This window comes from Idiomarina sp. OT37-5b (genome assembly GCF_002968395.1).
Taxonomy (GTDB): Bacteria; Pseudomonadota; Gammaproteobacteria; order Enterobacterales; family Alteromonadaceae; genus Idiomarina; species Idiomarina aquatica.
Genome location: NZ_CP027188.1, coordinates 2,531,354 through 2,547,891, shown reverse-complemented (window position 1 = coordinate 2,547,891; position 16,538 = coordinate 2,531,354). Strand labels below are relative to the sequence as shown.

15 protein-coding genes are annotated in these 16,538 nt (G+C 49.8%); 3 read left to right on the top strand and 12 right to left on the bottom strand.

Annotation, left to right across the window (positions count from 1 at the left end; genetic code table 11):
* Positions 1–55: 55 nt before the first annotated feature.
* The 3 genes from C5610_RS11990 (at position 56) to maoP (ending at position 3,838) form a co-directional block, all read left to right on the top strand.
* Positions 56–2,146: a tetratricopeptide repeat-containing diguanylate cyclase gene (locus C5610_RS11990; protein WP_105307358.1), complete on the top strand. Its 2,091-nt coding sequence runs from the start codon at positions 56–58 to the stop codon at positions 2,144–2,146.
* Complete coding sequence (locus tag C5610_RS11985) at positions 2,143–3,357, top strand: Nramp family divalent metal transporter (protein WP_105307357.1); 1,215 nt, start codon at positions 2,143–2,145, stop codon at positions 3,355–3,357. Before C5610_RS11990 ends, C5610_RS11985 begins: the two co-directional genes overlap by 4 nt.
* 109 nt (positions 3,358–3,466) lie before the next feature.
* Positions 3,467–3,838, top strand: coding sequence for a DUF413 domain-containing protein (gene maoP / locus C5610_RS11980; protein WP_105307356.1), 372 nt, complete (start codon positions 3,467–3,469; stop codon positions 3,836–3,838).
* 6 nt (positions 3,839–3,844) lie between these two features.
* On the opposite strand, the gene C5610_RS11975 is transcribed toward maoP, so the two are convergent.
* From C5610_RS11975 to cutA, 12 genes are all read right to left on the bottom strand, one after another.
* Positions 3,845–5,572 carry a bifunctional diguanylate cyclase/phosphodiesterase gene (locus C5610_RS11975; RefSeq protein ID WP_105307355.1) on the bottom strand — a complete coding sequence of 576 codons (1,728 nt, stop codon included), beginning with the start codon at positions 5,570–5,572 and terminating at the stop codon, positions 3,845–3,847.
* A 125-nt stretch (positions 5,573–5,697) separates the two neighbouring features.
* Positions 5,698–6,978 carry a phosphoribosylamine--glycine ligase gene (gene purD, locus C5610_RS11970; protein WP_105307354.1) on the bottom strand — a complete coding sequence of 427 codons (1,281 nt, stop codon included), beginning with the start codon at positions 6,976–6,978 and terminating at the stop codon, positions 5,698–5,700.
* Positions 6,979–6,986: 8 nt separating this feature from the next.
* Positions 6,987–7,850: a class I SAM-dependent methyltransferase gene (locus C5610_RS11965; RefSeq protein ID WP_105307353.1), complete on the bottom strand. Its 864-nt coding sequence runs from the start codon at positions 7,848–7,850 to the stop codon at positions 6,987–6,989.
* Positions 7,851–7,937: 87 nt separating this feature from the next.
* A complete protein-coding gene (gene purH / locus C5610_RS11960) occupies positions 7,938–9,500 on the bottom strand; it encodes a bifunctional phosphoribosylaminoimidazolecarboxamide formyltransferase/IMP cyclohydrolase (RefSeq protein ID WP_105307352.1) in 1,563 nt (520 codons plus the stop codon).
* Between the two features lie 80 nt (positions 9,501–9,580).
* Complete coding sequence (gene fis, locus C5610_RS11955) at positions 9,581–9,874, bottom strand: DNA-binding transcriptional regulator Fis (RefSeq protein ID WP_105307351.1); 294 nt, start codon at positions 9,872–9,874, stop codon at positions 9,581–9,583.
* A gap of 7 nt (positions 9,875–9,881) precedes the next feature.
* Positions 9,882–10,853 (bottom strand): tRNA dihydrouridine synthase DusB, encoded by a 972-nt coding sequence (gene dusB, locus C5610_RS11950; RefSeq protein ID WP_105307350.1) that lies wholly within the window; start codon positions 10,851–10,853, stop codon positions 9,882–9,884.
* A 140-nt stretch (positions 10,854–10,993) separates the two neighbouring features.
* Complete coding sequence (gene prmA, locus C5610_RS11945) at positions 10,994–11,875, bottom strand: 50S ribosomal protein L11 methyltransferase (protein WP_105307349.1); 882 nt, start codon at positions 11,873–11,875, stop codon at positions 10,994–10,996.
* Between the two features lie 4 nt (positions 11,876–11,879).
* Positions 11,880–13,229 carry an acetyl-CoA carboxylase biotin carboxylase subunit gene (accC, locus tag C5610_RS11940; RefSeq protein ID WP_105307348.1) on the bottom strand — a complete coding sequence of 450 codons (1,350 nt, stop codon included), beginning with the start codon at positions 13,227–13,229 and terminating at the stop codon, positions 11,880–11,882.
* Between the two features lie 49 nt (positions 13,230–13,278).
* A complete protein-coding gene (gene accB / locus C5610_RS11935) occupies positions 13,279–13,734 on the bottom strand; it encodes an acetyl-CoA carboxylase biotin carboxyl carrier protein (RefSeq protein WP_105307347.1) in 456 nt (151 codons plus the stop codon).
* A gap of 18 nt (positions 13,735–13,752) precedes the next feature.
* Positions 13,753–14,211, bottom strand: a complete 459-nt coding sequence (gene aroQ / locus C5610_RS11930; protein ID WP_105307346.1) for a type II 3-dehydroquinate dehydratase — start codon at positions 14,209–14,211, stop codon at positions 13,753–13,755.
* Between the two features lie 163 nt (positions 14,212–14,374).
* A complete protein-coding gene (locus C5610_RS11925) occupies positions 14,375–16,108 on the bottom strand; it encodes a protein-disulfide reductase DsbD (protein WP_105307345.1) in 1,734 nt (577 codons plus the stop codon).
* Positions 16,105–16,407 (bottom strand): divalent-cation tolerance protein CutA, encoded by a 303-nt coding sequence (gene cutA / locus C5610_RS11920; RefSeq protein WP_241970626.1) that lies wholly within the window; start codon positions 16,405–16,407, stop codon positions 16,105–16,107. Before cutA ends, C5610_RS11925 begins: the two co-directional genes overlap by 4 nt.
* Between the last annotated feature and the right edge of the window lie 131 nt (positions 16,408–16,538).

The following is a 16,538-nucleotide window of genomic DNA, read 5'->3' as shown; positions in this document are numbered from 1 at the left end:
GGTTATTATTTGTTGAGACATTAACCGTTTTACAAACGCTACACGAGAAGAGCCAATGACAACAAAAACACCAAAACGGCTCTGCCAGCTATCGTTGTCTGGCTCGCTGCTGCGCTCTTTACCACAATCACTTCTTTACCTTTTTATACTCTTCTTCAGTACCTATGGCTATGCCCAAAAAGTCGTAAATAGCCAATTGATTGACGTTCGTCTAGAAGTGAAACTGGATAACTATCTTGCCGTGGCTAGCGAGTCAGAAGCTCAGGCAAAAGTCCTGCTTGAGGATATTATCGCGCAAGTCACTGCAGAAACACCGCTTATTACTCGAGTAAGAGCACTCGGCTATCGTGCTAGCGAACTCGCTTATGAAGAGAAATTTACTCAAGCCTATGCACTGTTGGACCGACTTAAACAGGCAAGTGAGCAAGCTCAGGTGATTGACGCTCAAGCTGAAGTATTGGCTTCCCGTATTGACTTTATGGTGATGGAAGGCAAACGGGGCGACGCGTTTTTAAGGGTTCCTCGATTGGAGCGGTTATTGGAAAAAACCCAAACTGCCCGCATTCGCTATTATGGCCACAATCTACTGTCGTCTATTTACGTAGACTGGGAGCGCTTTGAACCCGCGCTTCAACATCTCCTGCAGGCACAGCAGGCGCTGGGTGAAATGAATTCTAGTCTGAACGAAGGTCGACGCCTTTATCTACTGAGTCGCATTGCGAATATTCAACTGTCATTGGAGCAATGGGATGCGGCGATTTTGACGGTTGAAGAAACGGTCCCTGAGGCCATTGACAAAGGCTATCAGGGGCTTGCTTACGATCTATGGTTTTCAAAATACTATGCTGAAATTTCCCTCGGTCAACTTGAGCAGGCGTTACGCTCGTTAAACCGAGCTTACCAGATGGCACAGGAGCTGGAGGCGTCGTATCAGGAAGTCATTATTTTAAACAATTTTGGAGATACCTATCTTCGTCTTGAACAATTTGATGAAGCGCGTGAACATTTACTCGAAGCTCTTGATAAAGCTGAAGCTCTCGGGTTTGATGGGATGTTGAGTACCATCAACTTTAATTTAGGGTTTATCGCGGTTAAACAAGGTGACAGCCTTGGTATAAAGCAAATGGAAGAGGCCGTGGCTAATTTCCGCGAGACACTCTCAAATAGTCAACTGGAGATGGCATTAGGAGAGCTAGCTGAAGCTTATGCGTTAGTAAATGATCATGCCGCAGAAGCGCAAATATTGCGTGAACGAATTAATCTGAAAGAACGCATCTTAACTCAATCGCAACGTGAGAAAATGTCTGAGTTACAGGCGGTCTATAAATCACGCGATGATGCGCAGCAGATCGAGTTGTTGCAAAAGCAGAATGAACTTAAAGAGCAAATCATTAAAAATAGCGAGCAGCAACGTATTGTGTGGATTTTGTTTACCGCATTTGCTGCCGTGTGCCTGGTATTGGTATTTTTGTTGTACCGGAAATCGAAGCGCGCCAATCAACAGTTAAATCGAGCCAATGAGCAACTGGCCGATCAATCATTGAAGGATCCATTGACCGGTCTTTGGAATCGGCGAGCGCTTCAAGAGCGCATGCTCGAGCGCGCTCGCTCCGACGAAAGAAGTCAGGACGGTCTACTATTGCTTGATATTGACCGTTTTAAGCAGATTAATGATCGGCATGGCCATGCGGGCGGTGACAAGGTTCTCACCGAATTAAGCAAACGACTACAAAACATCTGCCGCGATTCTGACATTCTGGTCCGCTGGGGTGGTGAGGAATTTCTGTTTTATGTGAAGGGCATTAAACAGAGTAGCCTACTTCAACTCGCTGAACGAATTTTGCGTACGGTTGCTGAGCATCCAATTAAAATAAATGGTGAGTTGATCAGCATTACCACTAGCATAGGGTTTATTGAATTACCGTTTGCTGACCTGAGTGAACATCAAGTCGACTGGGAGCGCGCACTTCAGATTGCCGACATGGCACTCTATACCTGTAAAGCAAGAGGCCGCAACCGAGCGTGTGGCGTGACCGAGTTGCTGGTTGATTATGATACCGCCCGCATTGCACTCGAACACGACTTAAATCAAGCCATGAACAACAACTGGATCACGCTGACGGTGATCGAAGGGCCACAACAATGAAACTGTCGCAGTTTGGTCCGGGCGCGCTGGTAGCGGCAGCCTTCATTGGTCCGGGAACGGTAGTAACGGCGTCGTTGGCGGGCGCCAATTTCGGCTACGCGCTACTATGGGCTTTGCTGTTTTCCGTACTCGCCTGTCTGATCCTGCAAGAGATGGCGTTACGTGTTGGTGTGATTACGCAAAAAGGGCTGGGTGAGAATATTCGGGAAAATTTAACGCATCCCGCCAGTCGCGGTTTTTTCATCGCCTTGGTTTTTGCGGCCGTTGTCGTTGGTAACAGCGTCTATCAGGGCGGTAACTTATCGGGCGCCAGCCTGGGCCTGGCCGGACTGCTGGGGGATTTCAGCTTAACGTCGTTAGGGCTTGAAAATGCATGGCCAGTGGCGGTAGGTGCGGTAGCGTTCGCGGTGCTGTGGAGTGGTAGTGCGAGGCTCATTGAGAAAGCACTTATTGGTTTAGTACTGCTAATGAGTCTGGCTTTTATTGGCACCTTCGTATTAACCCAGCCTGACGTGATGGGGCTGTTGAAAGGACTTTTTATCCCGTCAATGCCAAGTGGCGCAACGCTCACGGTAGTGGCGTTGATTGGTACCACAGTGGTGCCTTACAACCTTTTTCTGCACGCATCCAGTGCCGCTAAAAAGTGGCAAACAGCGTCACAGCTGAAACAGGCACAACAAGACAGTCTGCTGTCGATTCCGCTGGGCGGGTTAATTTCGATGGCGGTGTTGGCGACTGCGGCATCGGCTTTCTTTGGTCGCGAGAGCACCATCGACAGCGCCGCTGATCTGGCGCAATCGTTGGAACCGCTGTTTGGCGTCGGAGCTCAGTATCTGATGGCGATAGGGCTGTTTGCGGCTGGGATCTCCTCTGCGACCACGGCGCCGTTGGCATCGGCCTACGCCCTCAGCGGTATTATGGGTTGGTCAGGTCACTTAAAAAGCCGTTCGTTCCGGGCCACCTGGAGTATTATCTTACTGATCGGGATTGTTATCAGTAGCGCAGGCATCAAGCCTGTCAGCGTGATTTGGCTGGCGCAGGTAGCTAACGGCATTTTGCTGCCAGTAATGGCCGGCTTCATCTGGTGGTTATGCAATAAGCCACATTTGGGCAGTTACCGCAACAATACCCGGCAGAATCTATTGGCTTGCGTTATCATGTTGGTGTCACTGCTACTCAGTGGTAAGAGCCTGATGGCGGCTTTTTTTTAGGTCCTTCACATATTTTAATTGACAAAGTCTGAATATCGCTCTATATCGTCTTTGTCGTTTCTGAGCGACAGACTTTTTGTTCGGTTTTAGTCTGTAGGAAGGGCTTGCCATGACCACTATGACTCGTGAGTCTCTGTTAAAGAGATCATTTAATGACTTTCGTAATTATCCTTACGGCTTTTCTCGCTCCGGTGATTTCTCTATTCGCGAAAGTGATGCTTTGACCCAATACGGCTGTCTGATTACGGCATTACTGAACGGTGATTACCAGCCTCAGAACCAAGAGGATGAGGCTTTATTGGCTTCGGCTCGCGGTGAACAGGCGCCACAGACATTGGTTGAAAAAGCGTGGGCAAAATATCAGGCGCGCATTCATCGCCCCAAAGTGGCCAGCATGTATGGTCGGGGTAAGTTTGCCGATGAGAGTTTTGGTTCGGGTTCCGCTGAGGACAGTGAAGACGATTTGATCGTTGAAGATTAATTGAGGTCAGCGGCAGTCAACGTAACAGTAACTGCCGCTTTCCTGTTTTGCTTGCTTTTTGGCCTCGCTGGCCAGAGCCGCTACCTGATGATGCGATTGAATCGTGTCAGCACTGACAATGACCAACCCAACCGCCAATGACGTTAGCGGAAAACTCTGCTGTTGGCCGTCACGGCCGGTCGCCAACACAAACCCTCGTTGCTTATCCTGCGTTGAATAAAAGGTCGTAATGTGTTGTTCAAAGGCGTCGATGACCTGTTTGCATATGACTTCGGCGACCTCCGTTTTACGGAAAATCACCACAAAATCATCACCCCCGATATGGCCAATAAAGGTATACGGGCTGTCCGCATACTGAACCAGTAGTTGGCCGAGTTGACGAATGACTTCGTCACCTTTGGCATAGCCATAATTGTCGTTGAAAGGCTTAAAGTGATTAATATCAAAGTAAGCGATGGCAAACGATTGGCGAGCGGCCAGCAGTTCATCCAGGTGCTGATGAATGGGAACGTTACCCGGCAGTAACGTCAGTGGATTAGCGTAACGCGCGTTCTGTATGCGCAGTTCAGTAATGCGCTTTAACAGATCCCGAACGGATGCAACGCCTAAAAACTGTTGCTTTTGAGTAACGATAAACTCGCGGAATATATCGACGTCATCGTCATCGGTGATAATGGTCGATACGGTATCAATCGGGGTGTTACAGTCAACGACAACCGGGTTGCTGTCCATCACCCTTGAAACCTCCTTGTTCGCATAAAGCGCCCGCCCATAGGAGCCTGAAAACAGCTCCATTAATGACTCCCGACGTAACATGCCGACCGCTTTGCCATTGTCAACGATCGGAATTGAACACAAGGTCCTGCGGTTACTGAACAACTCCAAAGCATTATGGGCTTTGTCAAAAGGCGATAGCGTAATGGCATCGCGAGTAACGCTGGCAATGGTATCCGGGTTGGGCGCAATGGTGTTACGGGCTTGCGGCAATAAGTGCTCAACGGGCAATGTTTGTGGTGGATTTTTGGTGGGTCTGGCAAACAAAAAACCCTGACAAAGGAAAAGATTAAGGTGGTGCAGTTGGTGAAACTCTTCGATGGTTTCGATACCTTCAGCAATGACTTTCGCATTTACCTTGCGGGCTAAAGAGGTAATCGACTGTACAAATTCACGCTTGGTCGGCTGGTTGTTTAAGTCACTGATGAAGTAGCGGTCGATTTTGACAAAATCAGGTTTAATTTCCGACCACAGTTTAAGGCCCGAATAGCCCGCGCCTAAGTCGTCAATGGCGACTAAAAAGCCTAATTGTTGGTAATGGAGTACCGCTTCCTTTAGCAGCTCGGGCTGCTGTATTGGGTAGCGTTCCGATAATTCAATGACAATACGGCGAGGGTCAATACCCAGCTGCTGGGAGATCCTCAGCGTGGTACCGTGAGGGTGATCACTATCCTGTAAGACATTAGGATTTACGTTTAGAAATAAGCGCGCGTCGGTATCTAACTGTAAGAATTCCCTTATTGCGGCTTCGCGACAGGCCAGTTCCAGCTCGGACAGTAAGTCATGCTGTTGGGCGGCACTGAACAGCGCATCAGGGAATTCGAGGGGATGACCCTGCGGACCACGAATCAGTGCTTCATAACCAATAATGTGTTCTTCTGCGGTATCGATTATTGGCTGGAACAGCGGAAACAGCTGTTTGGATTCAATAAGTTTAAGCAGTTCGCGCGCAGAATTCATAACCCTCAGGCGGTTTGTTAATTTAATGACAGAGGGCAGTTTACTTAATTTCTGTGACAGAGCTGTTACAGCTGAAGGTAAAGGCGAGGCCGGCACAGCAGCAAAGGCTGTGCCGGAGGTGTTGATTATTGTTCGCGGGCAATGGCACGATGGGCAATGTCGGTGCGGAAGTAGACGTTATCCCACTGGATCTGTTGCACCAGTTGATAAGCACGCTGTTGCGCCTGGGTTACGTTATCACCAAGTGCGGTACAACATAAAACACGTCCGCCGCTGGTAACGACCTGACCGTCTTCGATGGCCGTGCCGGCATGGAATACTTTGCTGTCTTCGGTAGCGGCCGGAATACCGGTTATCACATCGCCTTTGTTGTAGCTCTCTGGATAGCCTCCTGCGGCCATGACCACACCAACCGCGGCGCGGTTATCAAACGCAACTGGTGTTTGCTTAAGCTCACCGTTAATCGCCAGTTGACACAGTTCAACCAGGTCGGATTGCAGGCGCATCATGATTGGCTGAGTTTCCGGGTCTCCGAAACGGCAGTTGTATTCAAGCACTTTGGCACTGCCATCTTCGGCAATCATCAAGCCGGCGTACAGAAAGCCTGTATAGGGATGACCTTCCGCTGCCATACCATCAACGGTTGGCTTAATCACGTGTTGCATCACCCAATCGTGTACCGTCGGGGTAACGACAGGGGCAGGAGAGTAAGCGCCCATACCACCTGTGTTGGGACCCTTGTCGCCGTTGTCACGTGCTTTGTGATCTTGACTGGAGGCAAAAGCAACGGCGTCTTTACCGTCAACCATGACAATAAACGATGCTTCTTCACCCTGTAGAAATTCTTCAATAACCACACGGTGACCGGCTTCGCCGAAACGGTTACCGGCCAACATATCGTCAATGGCGGAATCGGCTTGTTCAAGCGTTTCGGCTATGATGACGCCTTTACCCGCAGCCAAACCGTCGGCTTTAATGACGATCGGTAACGGTTGTTGACGAACATAAGCCTTAGCAGCATCACGGTCGGTAAAGTTCTGGTAGGCGGCGGTTGGAATGTTATGACGCTGCAGGAAGTCTTTACTGAACGCTTTTGAGCCTTCGAGTTGAGCCGCTGCTGCAGTCGGCCCGAAAATCGCAAGGCCCGCTTCGGTAAAGCGATCAACAATACCGGCGACAAGCGGCGCCTCAGGACCGACGATGGTCAGATCAACCGCCTGCTGTTGTGCAAATGCCAGTAACCCATCGACATCTTCTGCGTTAATGTCAATATTTTGCAAGCCTTGCTCTGTTGCGGTACCTGCATTGCCGGGAGCAACAAAGACTTCATCCACTTTTGGCGACTGCGCCGCTTTCCACGCCAGGGCGTGCTCGCGGCCACCACCGCCGACAACCAAAACTTTCATGGGTATCCTTATTCTATCGGTTTTCTGAATTTTAATGTGAAGCGATCACTCTCACCAATCGCCTTATAAATTTCTGCGTCATCACCTTCCTCCACATTCAGTGTCGGTGGTAAGTTCCAAACCCCATTGGGGTGGTCTGCAGTATCTTTCGGATTGGCGTTAATTTCACTGCGCTCGACCAGCTCAAAGCCCGCCTGTTGCGCCAGTTCAATCACCCAGCTCTCTTTGATGTAACCACTGTTTGCCATGGCCTCATCGTCGGCTGACTCCGGTAAGCGATGATCAACCACACCAAGGATGCCATCTGGTACCAGAGCCTGATGGAATTGACGGAAGGCATTTAATACCGCTTCTTCGCCACCATTCATGTACCAATTGTGCAGGTTACGGAAGGTTAATACACGGTCGGCACTGTTTGGCGGTGCGATATCCGAGCTCAGCTGAGTCACCGGTGAAAACTGGGTTAATTGCACATTACCAAACACCGCTTCGCTGGCAAGGCGTTCTTTAAATTTGCTGAGTGAACGCTGATAGTAGTTGCTGTCGCTCTCTTCAGGGAAGTGAGCCGCATAAAATGTACCTTCCTCGGCTAGGTAAGGAGCCAGGATTTCACTGTAGTAACCACCGCCGGGCCAAATTTCTACCACAGTCATGGAGGGTTCCAGTTCAAAAAATGCGAGCGTCTCAGCGGGATGCCGGAAAGCGTCTCGTTGAACGAATGCCGGCGTACGGTCACTGTGGCTGACCGCCTGTTCAATGGTCATGGCGGCGCCCTGTTCGGTACTGGCGGGCGCCGCAGATTGTGGCGCCGAGTCACAGGCTGATAACGCGAGCAATGACGTCATGGTTAATGCGATTGCAGAATATTTCATATAACTGCCTCTTTAGTTGTTATAAGTGTTGGTAAAGATTAGCCCCGAATGTTCGGGGCGGCAAATAACATCACTTATCACTACGCATTAATGACGGAAATGGCGCATTCCGGTAAAGACCATCGCGATACCATGTTCATCCGCGGCGGCAATGATTTCTTCATCCCGAATTGAGCCACCGGGTTGAATGATGGCTTTGATACCCGCTGCGGCGGCGGCATCAATACCGTCCCTGAACGGGAAGAACGCATCCGAAGCCATCACGGAGCCTTCGACTTGTAAGCCTTCATCAGCGGCTTTGATGCCGGCAATCTTGGCACTGTAGACACGGCTCATCTGACCGGCACCAACGCCGATGGTCATGCCGTCTTTGGCATACACAATCGCATTTGATTTGACGAACTTGGCGACTTTCCAGCAGAACTTAAGATCCGCCAGCTGTGTCTCGGTCGGCTGTACCTTACTGACGACTTTTAGTTCGTCCGGGTTAAAGTCTTCGAGATCGGCTTGTTGTACCAATAAGCCACCGTTAACCCGCTTAAAGTCCCACTGAGCGTCAGTTGGTTGCCACTGCCCACACTCCAGTAAGCGCACGTTTTTCTTCTCGGCAACGATACGAACGGCTTCGTCGGTCACTTTAGGCGCGATGATCACTTCGACAAATTGTTTATCGATAATGGCTTTTGCGGTGGCTGCATCAAGTTCTCGGTTGAAGGCGATAATACCGCCAAAAGCCGAAGTCGGGTCGGTCATAAATGCGCGTTGATAGGCATCGGCAATGCTTTCGCCAATGGCTACACCGCATGGGTTGGCGTGTTTAACGATGACACAGGCCGGCTGCGTAAAACTTTTCACGCATTCCAGTGCGGCATCGGTATCGGCGATGTTATTAAAGGATAACGCTTTACCCTGCAATTGCTTGGCACTGGAAACCGTACCCGATGGACTCTCCGCTTCGGTGTAAAAAGCTGCTTTTTGGTGGCTGTTCTCACCATAACGAAGGCTTTGTTTGTGTTGAAACTGCATATTATAAGTGTTGGGGAAATCAGCTTCACCGCTTAACTTACCACCTAGGTAATTGGCGATCATGCCATCGTATTGAGCGGTGTGCTCAAACGCGGCAACGGCCAGCTTGAAGCGTGTTTCCGCCGATACCGCGTTGGCGTTCTCTGACATTTCGTCGAGTACGCGTTGATAGTCATCACTGTTAACCACGATGGTGACGTCTTTATGGTTTTTAGCCGCTGCGCGAACCATGGTTGGGCCGCCGATATCAATGTTTTCAATGGCATCCGCTAAGGTGCAGTCAGGCGCAGCGACGGTTTTTTTAAAGGGATACAAATTAACCACGACCAAATCGATGGCAGCGATTCCCTGCTCTTTCATGACATCCTGGTCGACGTCACGGCGCCCTAAGATACCGCCGTGAATTTTTGGGTGCAGTGTTTTGACACGCCCCCCCATGATTTCTACCTGGCCAGTGTGTTCTGATACATCTTTAACATCGATGTTGGCGTCACGAAGAAGTTTAGCAGTACCTCCGGTTGAGAGGATTTCTACGCCTTTTGCCGCCAGTTGCGTCGCGAATTCGACGATACCAGTTTTGTCAGAAACACTTATGAGAGCGCGTTGAATCGGTTGGCTTTGCATCACTTAACCTTAACTTTCTGTCGTAATATAAAAAACATTATAAAAAAAAGAGCGCCAAAAGGCGCTCTTAATCACAGGGATCAGTTCATTCCGTATTTCTTCAGCTTTTTGCGAAGCGTACCACGGTTAATGCCTAGCATAGTAGCGGCGCGGGTTTGATTGCCGCGAGTGTAAGTCATCACTTCTTCCAGCAACGGAGCTTCTACCTCAGACAGCACCAGCTCATACAATTCTTCAGGGTCTTGACCGTCAAGTTGACGTAAAAAGCTGTTGAGCGCTTGCTTTACCGAATCGCGTAAAGGCTTCGGCTGTGAGTTATTACCAATGGTAGTTAAAGGTGATGTGTTCTCACGGTTAGGATTTTGATCAAACATAGTGCGCTTATCTCTTCTCTACAGTGACAAAATAATGTTCTAGCGTATCGAGCTGCTCGTTAGGCTGCTCGATTTGGTTAAACTGTTGGCGCATTTCGCGACCGCCAGGGCGTTCATTCAGATACCATCCCACATGCTTACGGGCAATACGGACCCCTTGATAATCACCATAAAACTGGTGCAATCGTTTGACATGTTTGAGCACTGTCTCAGCCACCTCATCGTTTGATGGCTTTGGATGGTGCTCTCCGTGTCGGAGGTAATGATCAATTTCACGGAATAACCACGGGTTTCCCTGGGCTCCGCGACCAATCATAATGGCATCTGCTCCGGTATTATCTAATACCGATTTTGCTTGTTCCGGACAGGTAATATCTCCGTTTGCAACAACCGGAATGGAAACCGCTTGTTTTATCGCCCGGATGGTGTCGTATTCAGCGTTCCCTTTGTACATACAGGCGCGTGTGCGACCATGTATGGCAAGTGACTGAATACCACAACGTTCTGCGATTTGTGCGATTTCGATGCCGTTCTTATGCTCTGGATCCCACCCTGTACGGGTTTTTAAGGTCACCGGAACATCAACTGCCTCGACCACCGCGGTGAGAATCTTCTCAACCAACGCTGGATGTTGCATTAACGCAGACCCTGCCAGTTTTTTATTCACTTTTTTCGCCGGACAGCCCATATTGATATCAATAATTTGGGCGCCCATCGCGACATTCACGCGCGCAGCTTCGGCCATCAAATGCGGCTCAGAACCCGCTATTTGAACAGCTCGAATACCTAGCTCACCAGAATGATCCATGCGTTGCCGCGATTTGTCGGTATGCCAAACCTTCGGATTGCTGGAAAGCATTTCCGAAACGGTCATTCCAGCCCCCAGTTCATGGCATAACTGCCGGAACGGCTGGTCAGTCACACCGGCCATCGGAGCAAGGATCACATTGTTGATTAATTGGTATTGGCCAATCCGCATCGGTCAAAAACTACGCAGCGAAAAGGGTGAAGAATTTTATGGAATTTAACGCCTAAAGAAAAGGCTAAAAAGTATGCAAATTTAGCCTTTTTTTAAGTTTTTACTATTGACAAAAATAGAGGATGGCTAAGCCATAACGCCTAGCGAGAGCGTACTCCCGATAACATCACCCAATCGCCATCGACAACCACAGGGTCAAAGTCAATGGCATGCTGATACGCCGCCATAACATCGTCAGCCTGGCGTTCTAAGATGCCTGACATTACTAAGCGACCCTTTGGTGCAACATAGTCAAGGATGACTGCAGCAAGCTCGCGCAGAGGCCCTGCCAGCACGTTTGCCAGCACCAGCTCCGCTTTCGCGGTCGGTTGTTCAGACGGTAGGTACACATCAAACGCATCAGCGACGCCATTACGTTCCGCATTTTCAACGGTTGCGATCAGTGCCTGACGGTCAATATCAATGCCAATCGCGTGCTTGGCGCCAAGCATCAACGCAGCGATGCCCAAAATGCCTGAGCCACACCCGAAATCGACCACACTTGCGTTCGTTGGCGGGTTTCCATCGAGCCAACGTAAGCACATGGCCGTAGTGGGGTGCGTACCGGTACCAAAAGCCATGCCGGGATCGAGCAAAATATTGACGGCACTCGGCTCAGGAACCTCTCGCCAACTGGGGCAAATCCAAAGCCTTTCACCAAATTGAATCGGGTGAAACTTGTCCATCCATTCTCGTTCCCAGTCTTTGTCTTCCAGACCGTCGAGTTTGTATTGTAGCGGTGAGGGTAGCACTTTCGCCTTTTCGAGGTTGGCGATAACCGGTTTCATATCGACGGCGGCGTCGAACAGCCCGGTAACCAGACTGTGCTTCCACAATAACACTTTGCCAAGCGGCGGTTCGAAAATGGGATTATCCGCCGCATCGCGATACGTGACGGCCTGAGCACCATTAGCCATGAGCATGTCCCCGACCTGCGGGGCATGCTCTTCAGTACTTGATAGGGTAAGTTGGATCCAAGGCACCGGCCTAATGCCCTCCAAGACCAAGTTTTTTCTCAAGATAGTGGATGTTGGTACCACCATGCTGGAAGTTTTCATCGGCCATGATGTCTTTCTGTAACGGCACGTTGGTTTTAATGTTTTCAATGATAAGTTCGCTCAGTGCGTTACGCATACGAGCGATAGCGATATCACGGTTTTCTCCGTATGTGATCAGCTTACCGATCATTGAATCGTAGTTAGGCGGCACGGTGTAGTCGGCATAAACGTGAGAGTCCCAGCGTACACCAAATCCACCTGGCGAGTGGAAGCGAGTGATTTGGCCCGGTGAAGGAATGAACGTATCGGGATCCTCAGCATTGATACGGCACTCAATCGCGTGACCACGAATCACCACATCTTCCTGATTAATCGACAACTGACGGCCGGCTGCGATGCGCAGTTGTTCTTTGATCAGGTCGATACCTGTCACCATCTCAGTGACCGGGTGCTCTACCTGAATTCGGGTATTCATTTCGATAAAGTAGAACTCGCCGTTTTCATACAGGAATTCGAAGGTACCGGCACCCCGGTAGCCAATTTCAATACAGGCTTTCGCGCAGCGTTCACCAATAAATTTACGCATTTCCGGCGTGATACCTGGTGCTGGAGCTTCCTCCACGACTTTTTGGTGCTTACGTTGCATAGAACAGTCACGTTCGCCCAAGTGAATCGCATTGCCCTGGCCGTCGGCTAACACCTGAACTTCGACATGACGAGGGTTTTCCAGGAACTTCTCCATATAAACCACAGGGTTACCGAACGCTGCCCGCGCCTCGTTCTGGGTCATGGTGATCGCGCTCAACAGTTCACTTTCCTGACGCACAACACGCATACCACGGCCACCACCGCCACCAGCTGCTTTGATAATAATCGGATAACCAATGCGTTTGGCCAATTTAATATTGCGCTCGTCGTCGTCATCGAGAGGACCGTCTGAGCCAGGTACACAAGGAACACCGGCCTTTTTCATGGCTTTAATGGCGGATACTTTGTCACCCATCAAGCGAATGACGTCAGCGGTCGGTCCGACAAAAACGAAACCGGATTTCTCAACTTGCTCGGCAAAGTCCGCGTTCTCTGCAAGGAAACCGTAACCTGGGTGGATGGCTGCCGCATCGGTGATTTCGGCGGCACTGATAATGCGTGGAATGTTCAAATAACTTTCCGATGCCGGTGCTTTACCGATGCATATGGACTCGTCAGCCAGCAGTACGTGTTTTAAATTTCTGTCTACGGTCGAGTGCACGGCTACGGTTTTAATCCCTAGCTCCTTACACGCCCGCAAGATTCGTAAGGCAATTTCGCCACGGTTGGCGATAACCACTTTATCTAACATGATAAATTCCTGAACGTTGGTCGTTGTTTAGCGGTTAATGTTGCTTGGCTTATTCGATGACGAACAGAGGCTGGTCAAACTCAACCGGCTCTTCGTTCTCGACCAGAATCTGCTTAACAACGCCGCTTTTATCGGCTTCGATTTGGTTCATCATTTTCATTGCTTCAACGATACACAGTGTGTCGCCGACATTCACTTTTGAACCTACAGTGACAAACGGGCTGGCGTCAGGAGAAGGAGCTTCGTAGAAGGTGCCAACCATGGGTGAGCGCACGATATGACCGCTTGGTTCTTCCGTTGCCGGAGCTGCTGCAGCGTCCTGGTTTGCCGGTGCCGCCGCAGGAGCTGCTGCGGGTGCTGGTTGTGGTGCCGCATATTGCATAGGTGCAGGTTGTGCGCTGTAGCGGTTGATGCGCACCGACTCTTCGCCCTCAGTGATTTCAAGCTCTGCGATACCGGATTCTTCTACAAGTTCGATCAGTTTTTTAATTTTACGAATATCCATGATAACCGTTTGCCTCAATTAGGATTGTAATTGTTTGATGATCGCGAGTAACGCCAACGAATAACCGTAGCTGCCAAAACCACTTAACGTGGCTTCTGCGGCATCGGCTAAATACGAATGGTGACGAAAGCTTTCGCGTCGGTAAATATTAGAGATATGTACTTCATAAAAGGGGATGGCAACCGCCGTCAGGGCGTCGCGCAACGCAATACTGGTATGCGAGTAGGCTGCCGCATTAATAATAATGTAATCAACAGTGCCACGCGCAGCATGAATGGCGTCTATCAGTTCGGCTTCATTGTTGGACTGAAAACAACTGAGGGTCAGCGAGTGCTGTTGTGCGAGTAATTCCAGTTGCTGCTGAATGTCACTCAGCGTTTCGGCACCATAAATATCCGGTTCACGTGTGCCCAGCAAATTTAAGTTGGGTCCGTTAAGCACCAGGATATTAGCTTTTTGAGACGTTTTTGGGTTCATTTTGCTGCCAAATGTTGCGAACGTGCCGACTTAATAGTTTATGGTTAACATGTCGACCATTCAAAACAAGAAAAGTTTCTATGTTCCGCATTATAGAACACTGAGCGGTGATTGCAGTAAAATACTGGTCTTATCACCGCTTTTAGCCGCAAGTTCCCGATTATTAATCGGCTTTCATGGCTTCGAGGTGCTCTAAAAATCGCTCCGCGTCCTGAAAGCCTGTGACACGCCAACCGGTTAACTCAGTTCCCTGTGGATTAAAGAACAGCACCGTGGGTAGACCCATAACCTGATAGTGCGTCAGGATTTGCTGATCGACGGCGTCGTTTTTGGTGACGTCGGCTTGGAGTAGTCGCATCGAGCTGAGCTCAGCTTGTACTTCGGCGTTGCTGAACGTGTATTGTTCAAACTCCTTACAGGCGACACACCAGTCCGCATAGAGATCCAGCATCACCCACTGACCATTTTCCGTTGCCTTGGCAAGCTGCTGTTCAATATCGCCTAATGAGTTAACGGCGGTGAATAAGGCGTGAGACTGTTCAGCGCGCTCGAGTTTATCAACCTGCCAGAAAATACCGCCGACGGTGCCACTGACCAAAACCACAAACAGTATGGTTTGGGCGCCGCGATGAGTCAGGGTTTGTAAATGCTGACCCATAAACACGGCGAGTGCGACAAAATAACCAATCCATAACCAAAATGCTTGTTGTGTGGACAGCAGTCGCTCTATCAGTACCACCACCACTGCCAGTAGTAACCAACCAAAGGCGTGCTTGATGGCGGTCATCCAGGCACCGGCTTTGGGTAATAACTTACCGCCGGATACCCCGAAGATCATCAGTGGGACGCCCATGCCCAGGCTCAGTGCGTATAGGATTGCAGCGCCGGACATGACATCGCCGGACTGCGCAATATAGAGCAGCGCACCGGATAATGGGGCCGTTGTGCAGGGTGAGGCAACCAGACCGGAAATCATGCCGATGACAAAGACACCGGCGACGTTACCACCGCGCTGCTGACCACTGATTTGCTGTAATTTACTCTGCCATGAACTTGGTAACTGCAGGGTAAATAAGCCCAGCATGCTAAGTGCGAAGATACCAAACGCAACGCTCAAAACGATCAACACGGCGGGATGTTGAAAGTAGGCTTGATACTGCATTCCGGCCATCGCAACCAGTAACCCCAATAATGAGTAAGTGATCGCCATGCCCTGTACGTAAATAAAAGAAAGCCATAATGCGTTTTTGAAGGTGCGCGGCTTGTCGCCGATCACCACCGATGACAAAATCGGATACATCGGGAACACACAAGGGGTGAAGGCCAACCCAATACCGAGCGCGAAAAACAATGCCAGCGATAGCAATAACGACTGTTGTTCAAGGCCAAACAAACCTGGTCCAGACGAGGTTGCTGGTGCGGCAGCCGGTGCCGCTGCAGAACGTTGTTGGTCCGCCCCGGCCAGAGTGATTGTGGTCGGTGGATAACATAAACCGGCGTCAGCACAGCCCTGATATTGTAGTTCAACCCTACTGCCTTGGTAGTCTGACGACAGCTGTACCTGGAATTCAAGGTAATCACGAAAGATCTGACTTTCGCCGAAAAACTCATCGACATGAGATTCCGAGGGCGGGAAATTAATGGGCTGAGCTAACGCATCCGCTGGCTTTACTTTGAATTGATGCTTATACAAGTAGTAGCCGGGTTGAACGTTGAAACTTACGGTAAGCTCACCCTTATCTTCACGCAGTTCTGGTGAAAAAGCCTCTTCAACGGGCAAAAATTCGGGCTCCGACTGGAACGGGTTATTGGACTGTGAAAACTCCGATTGTGCCTGTGCGGCAGAGCAGACTCCTAAAACGAGCCAAATTCCGAATACCCAAAACCACTTCTTCATTTTGTCTGTGCCTCAACCCAATCCAAATACGCCGGTAAACCATCGTCAATTTCAAAGCTTATGAGTTCAGGAGACTCATAGGAGTGATGTGTCTGAATCGCTTCTTTTAACGCCTCAAGTTTTAGTTTCGAGGTTTTGATGATCAGCAGGACTTCGCTATCGTCTTCGATTTTTCCCTGCCATTCGTAAACCGAACGAACGTGCGGCACAATGTTCACGCAGGCCGCAACACGCTGCTCAACCAGCAGATGAGCCAAGCGGCCGGCTTCATCATTATCGGCACATGTGCAAAATAGCATTCGGGTTGCATGTGACATGGTTTACCTCTACTCAAGTCCGGTCAATAGCCAAAAACGCACGCCGTCAAAATAACACAGTTACAGAAGTGGTTCGTGCTCAGGCACAAATTTTTTATAAAAATTTTCATCAA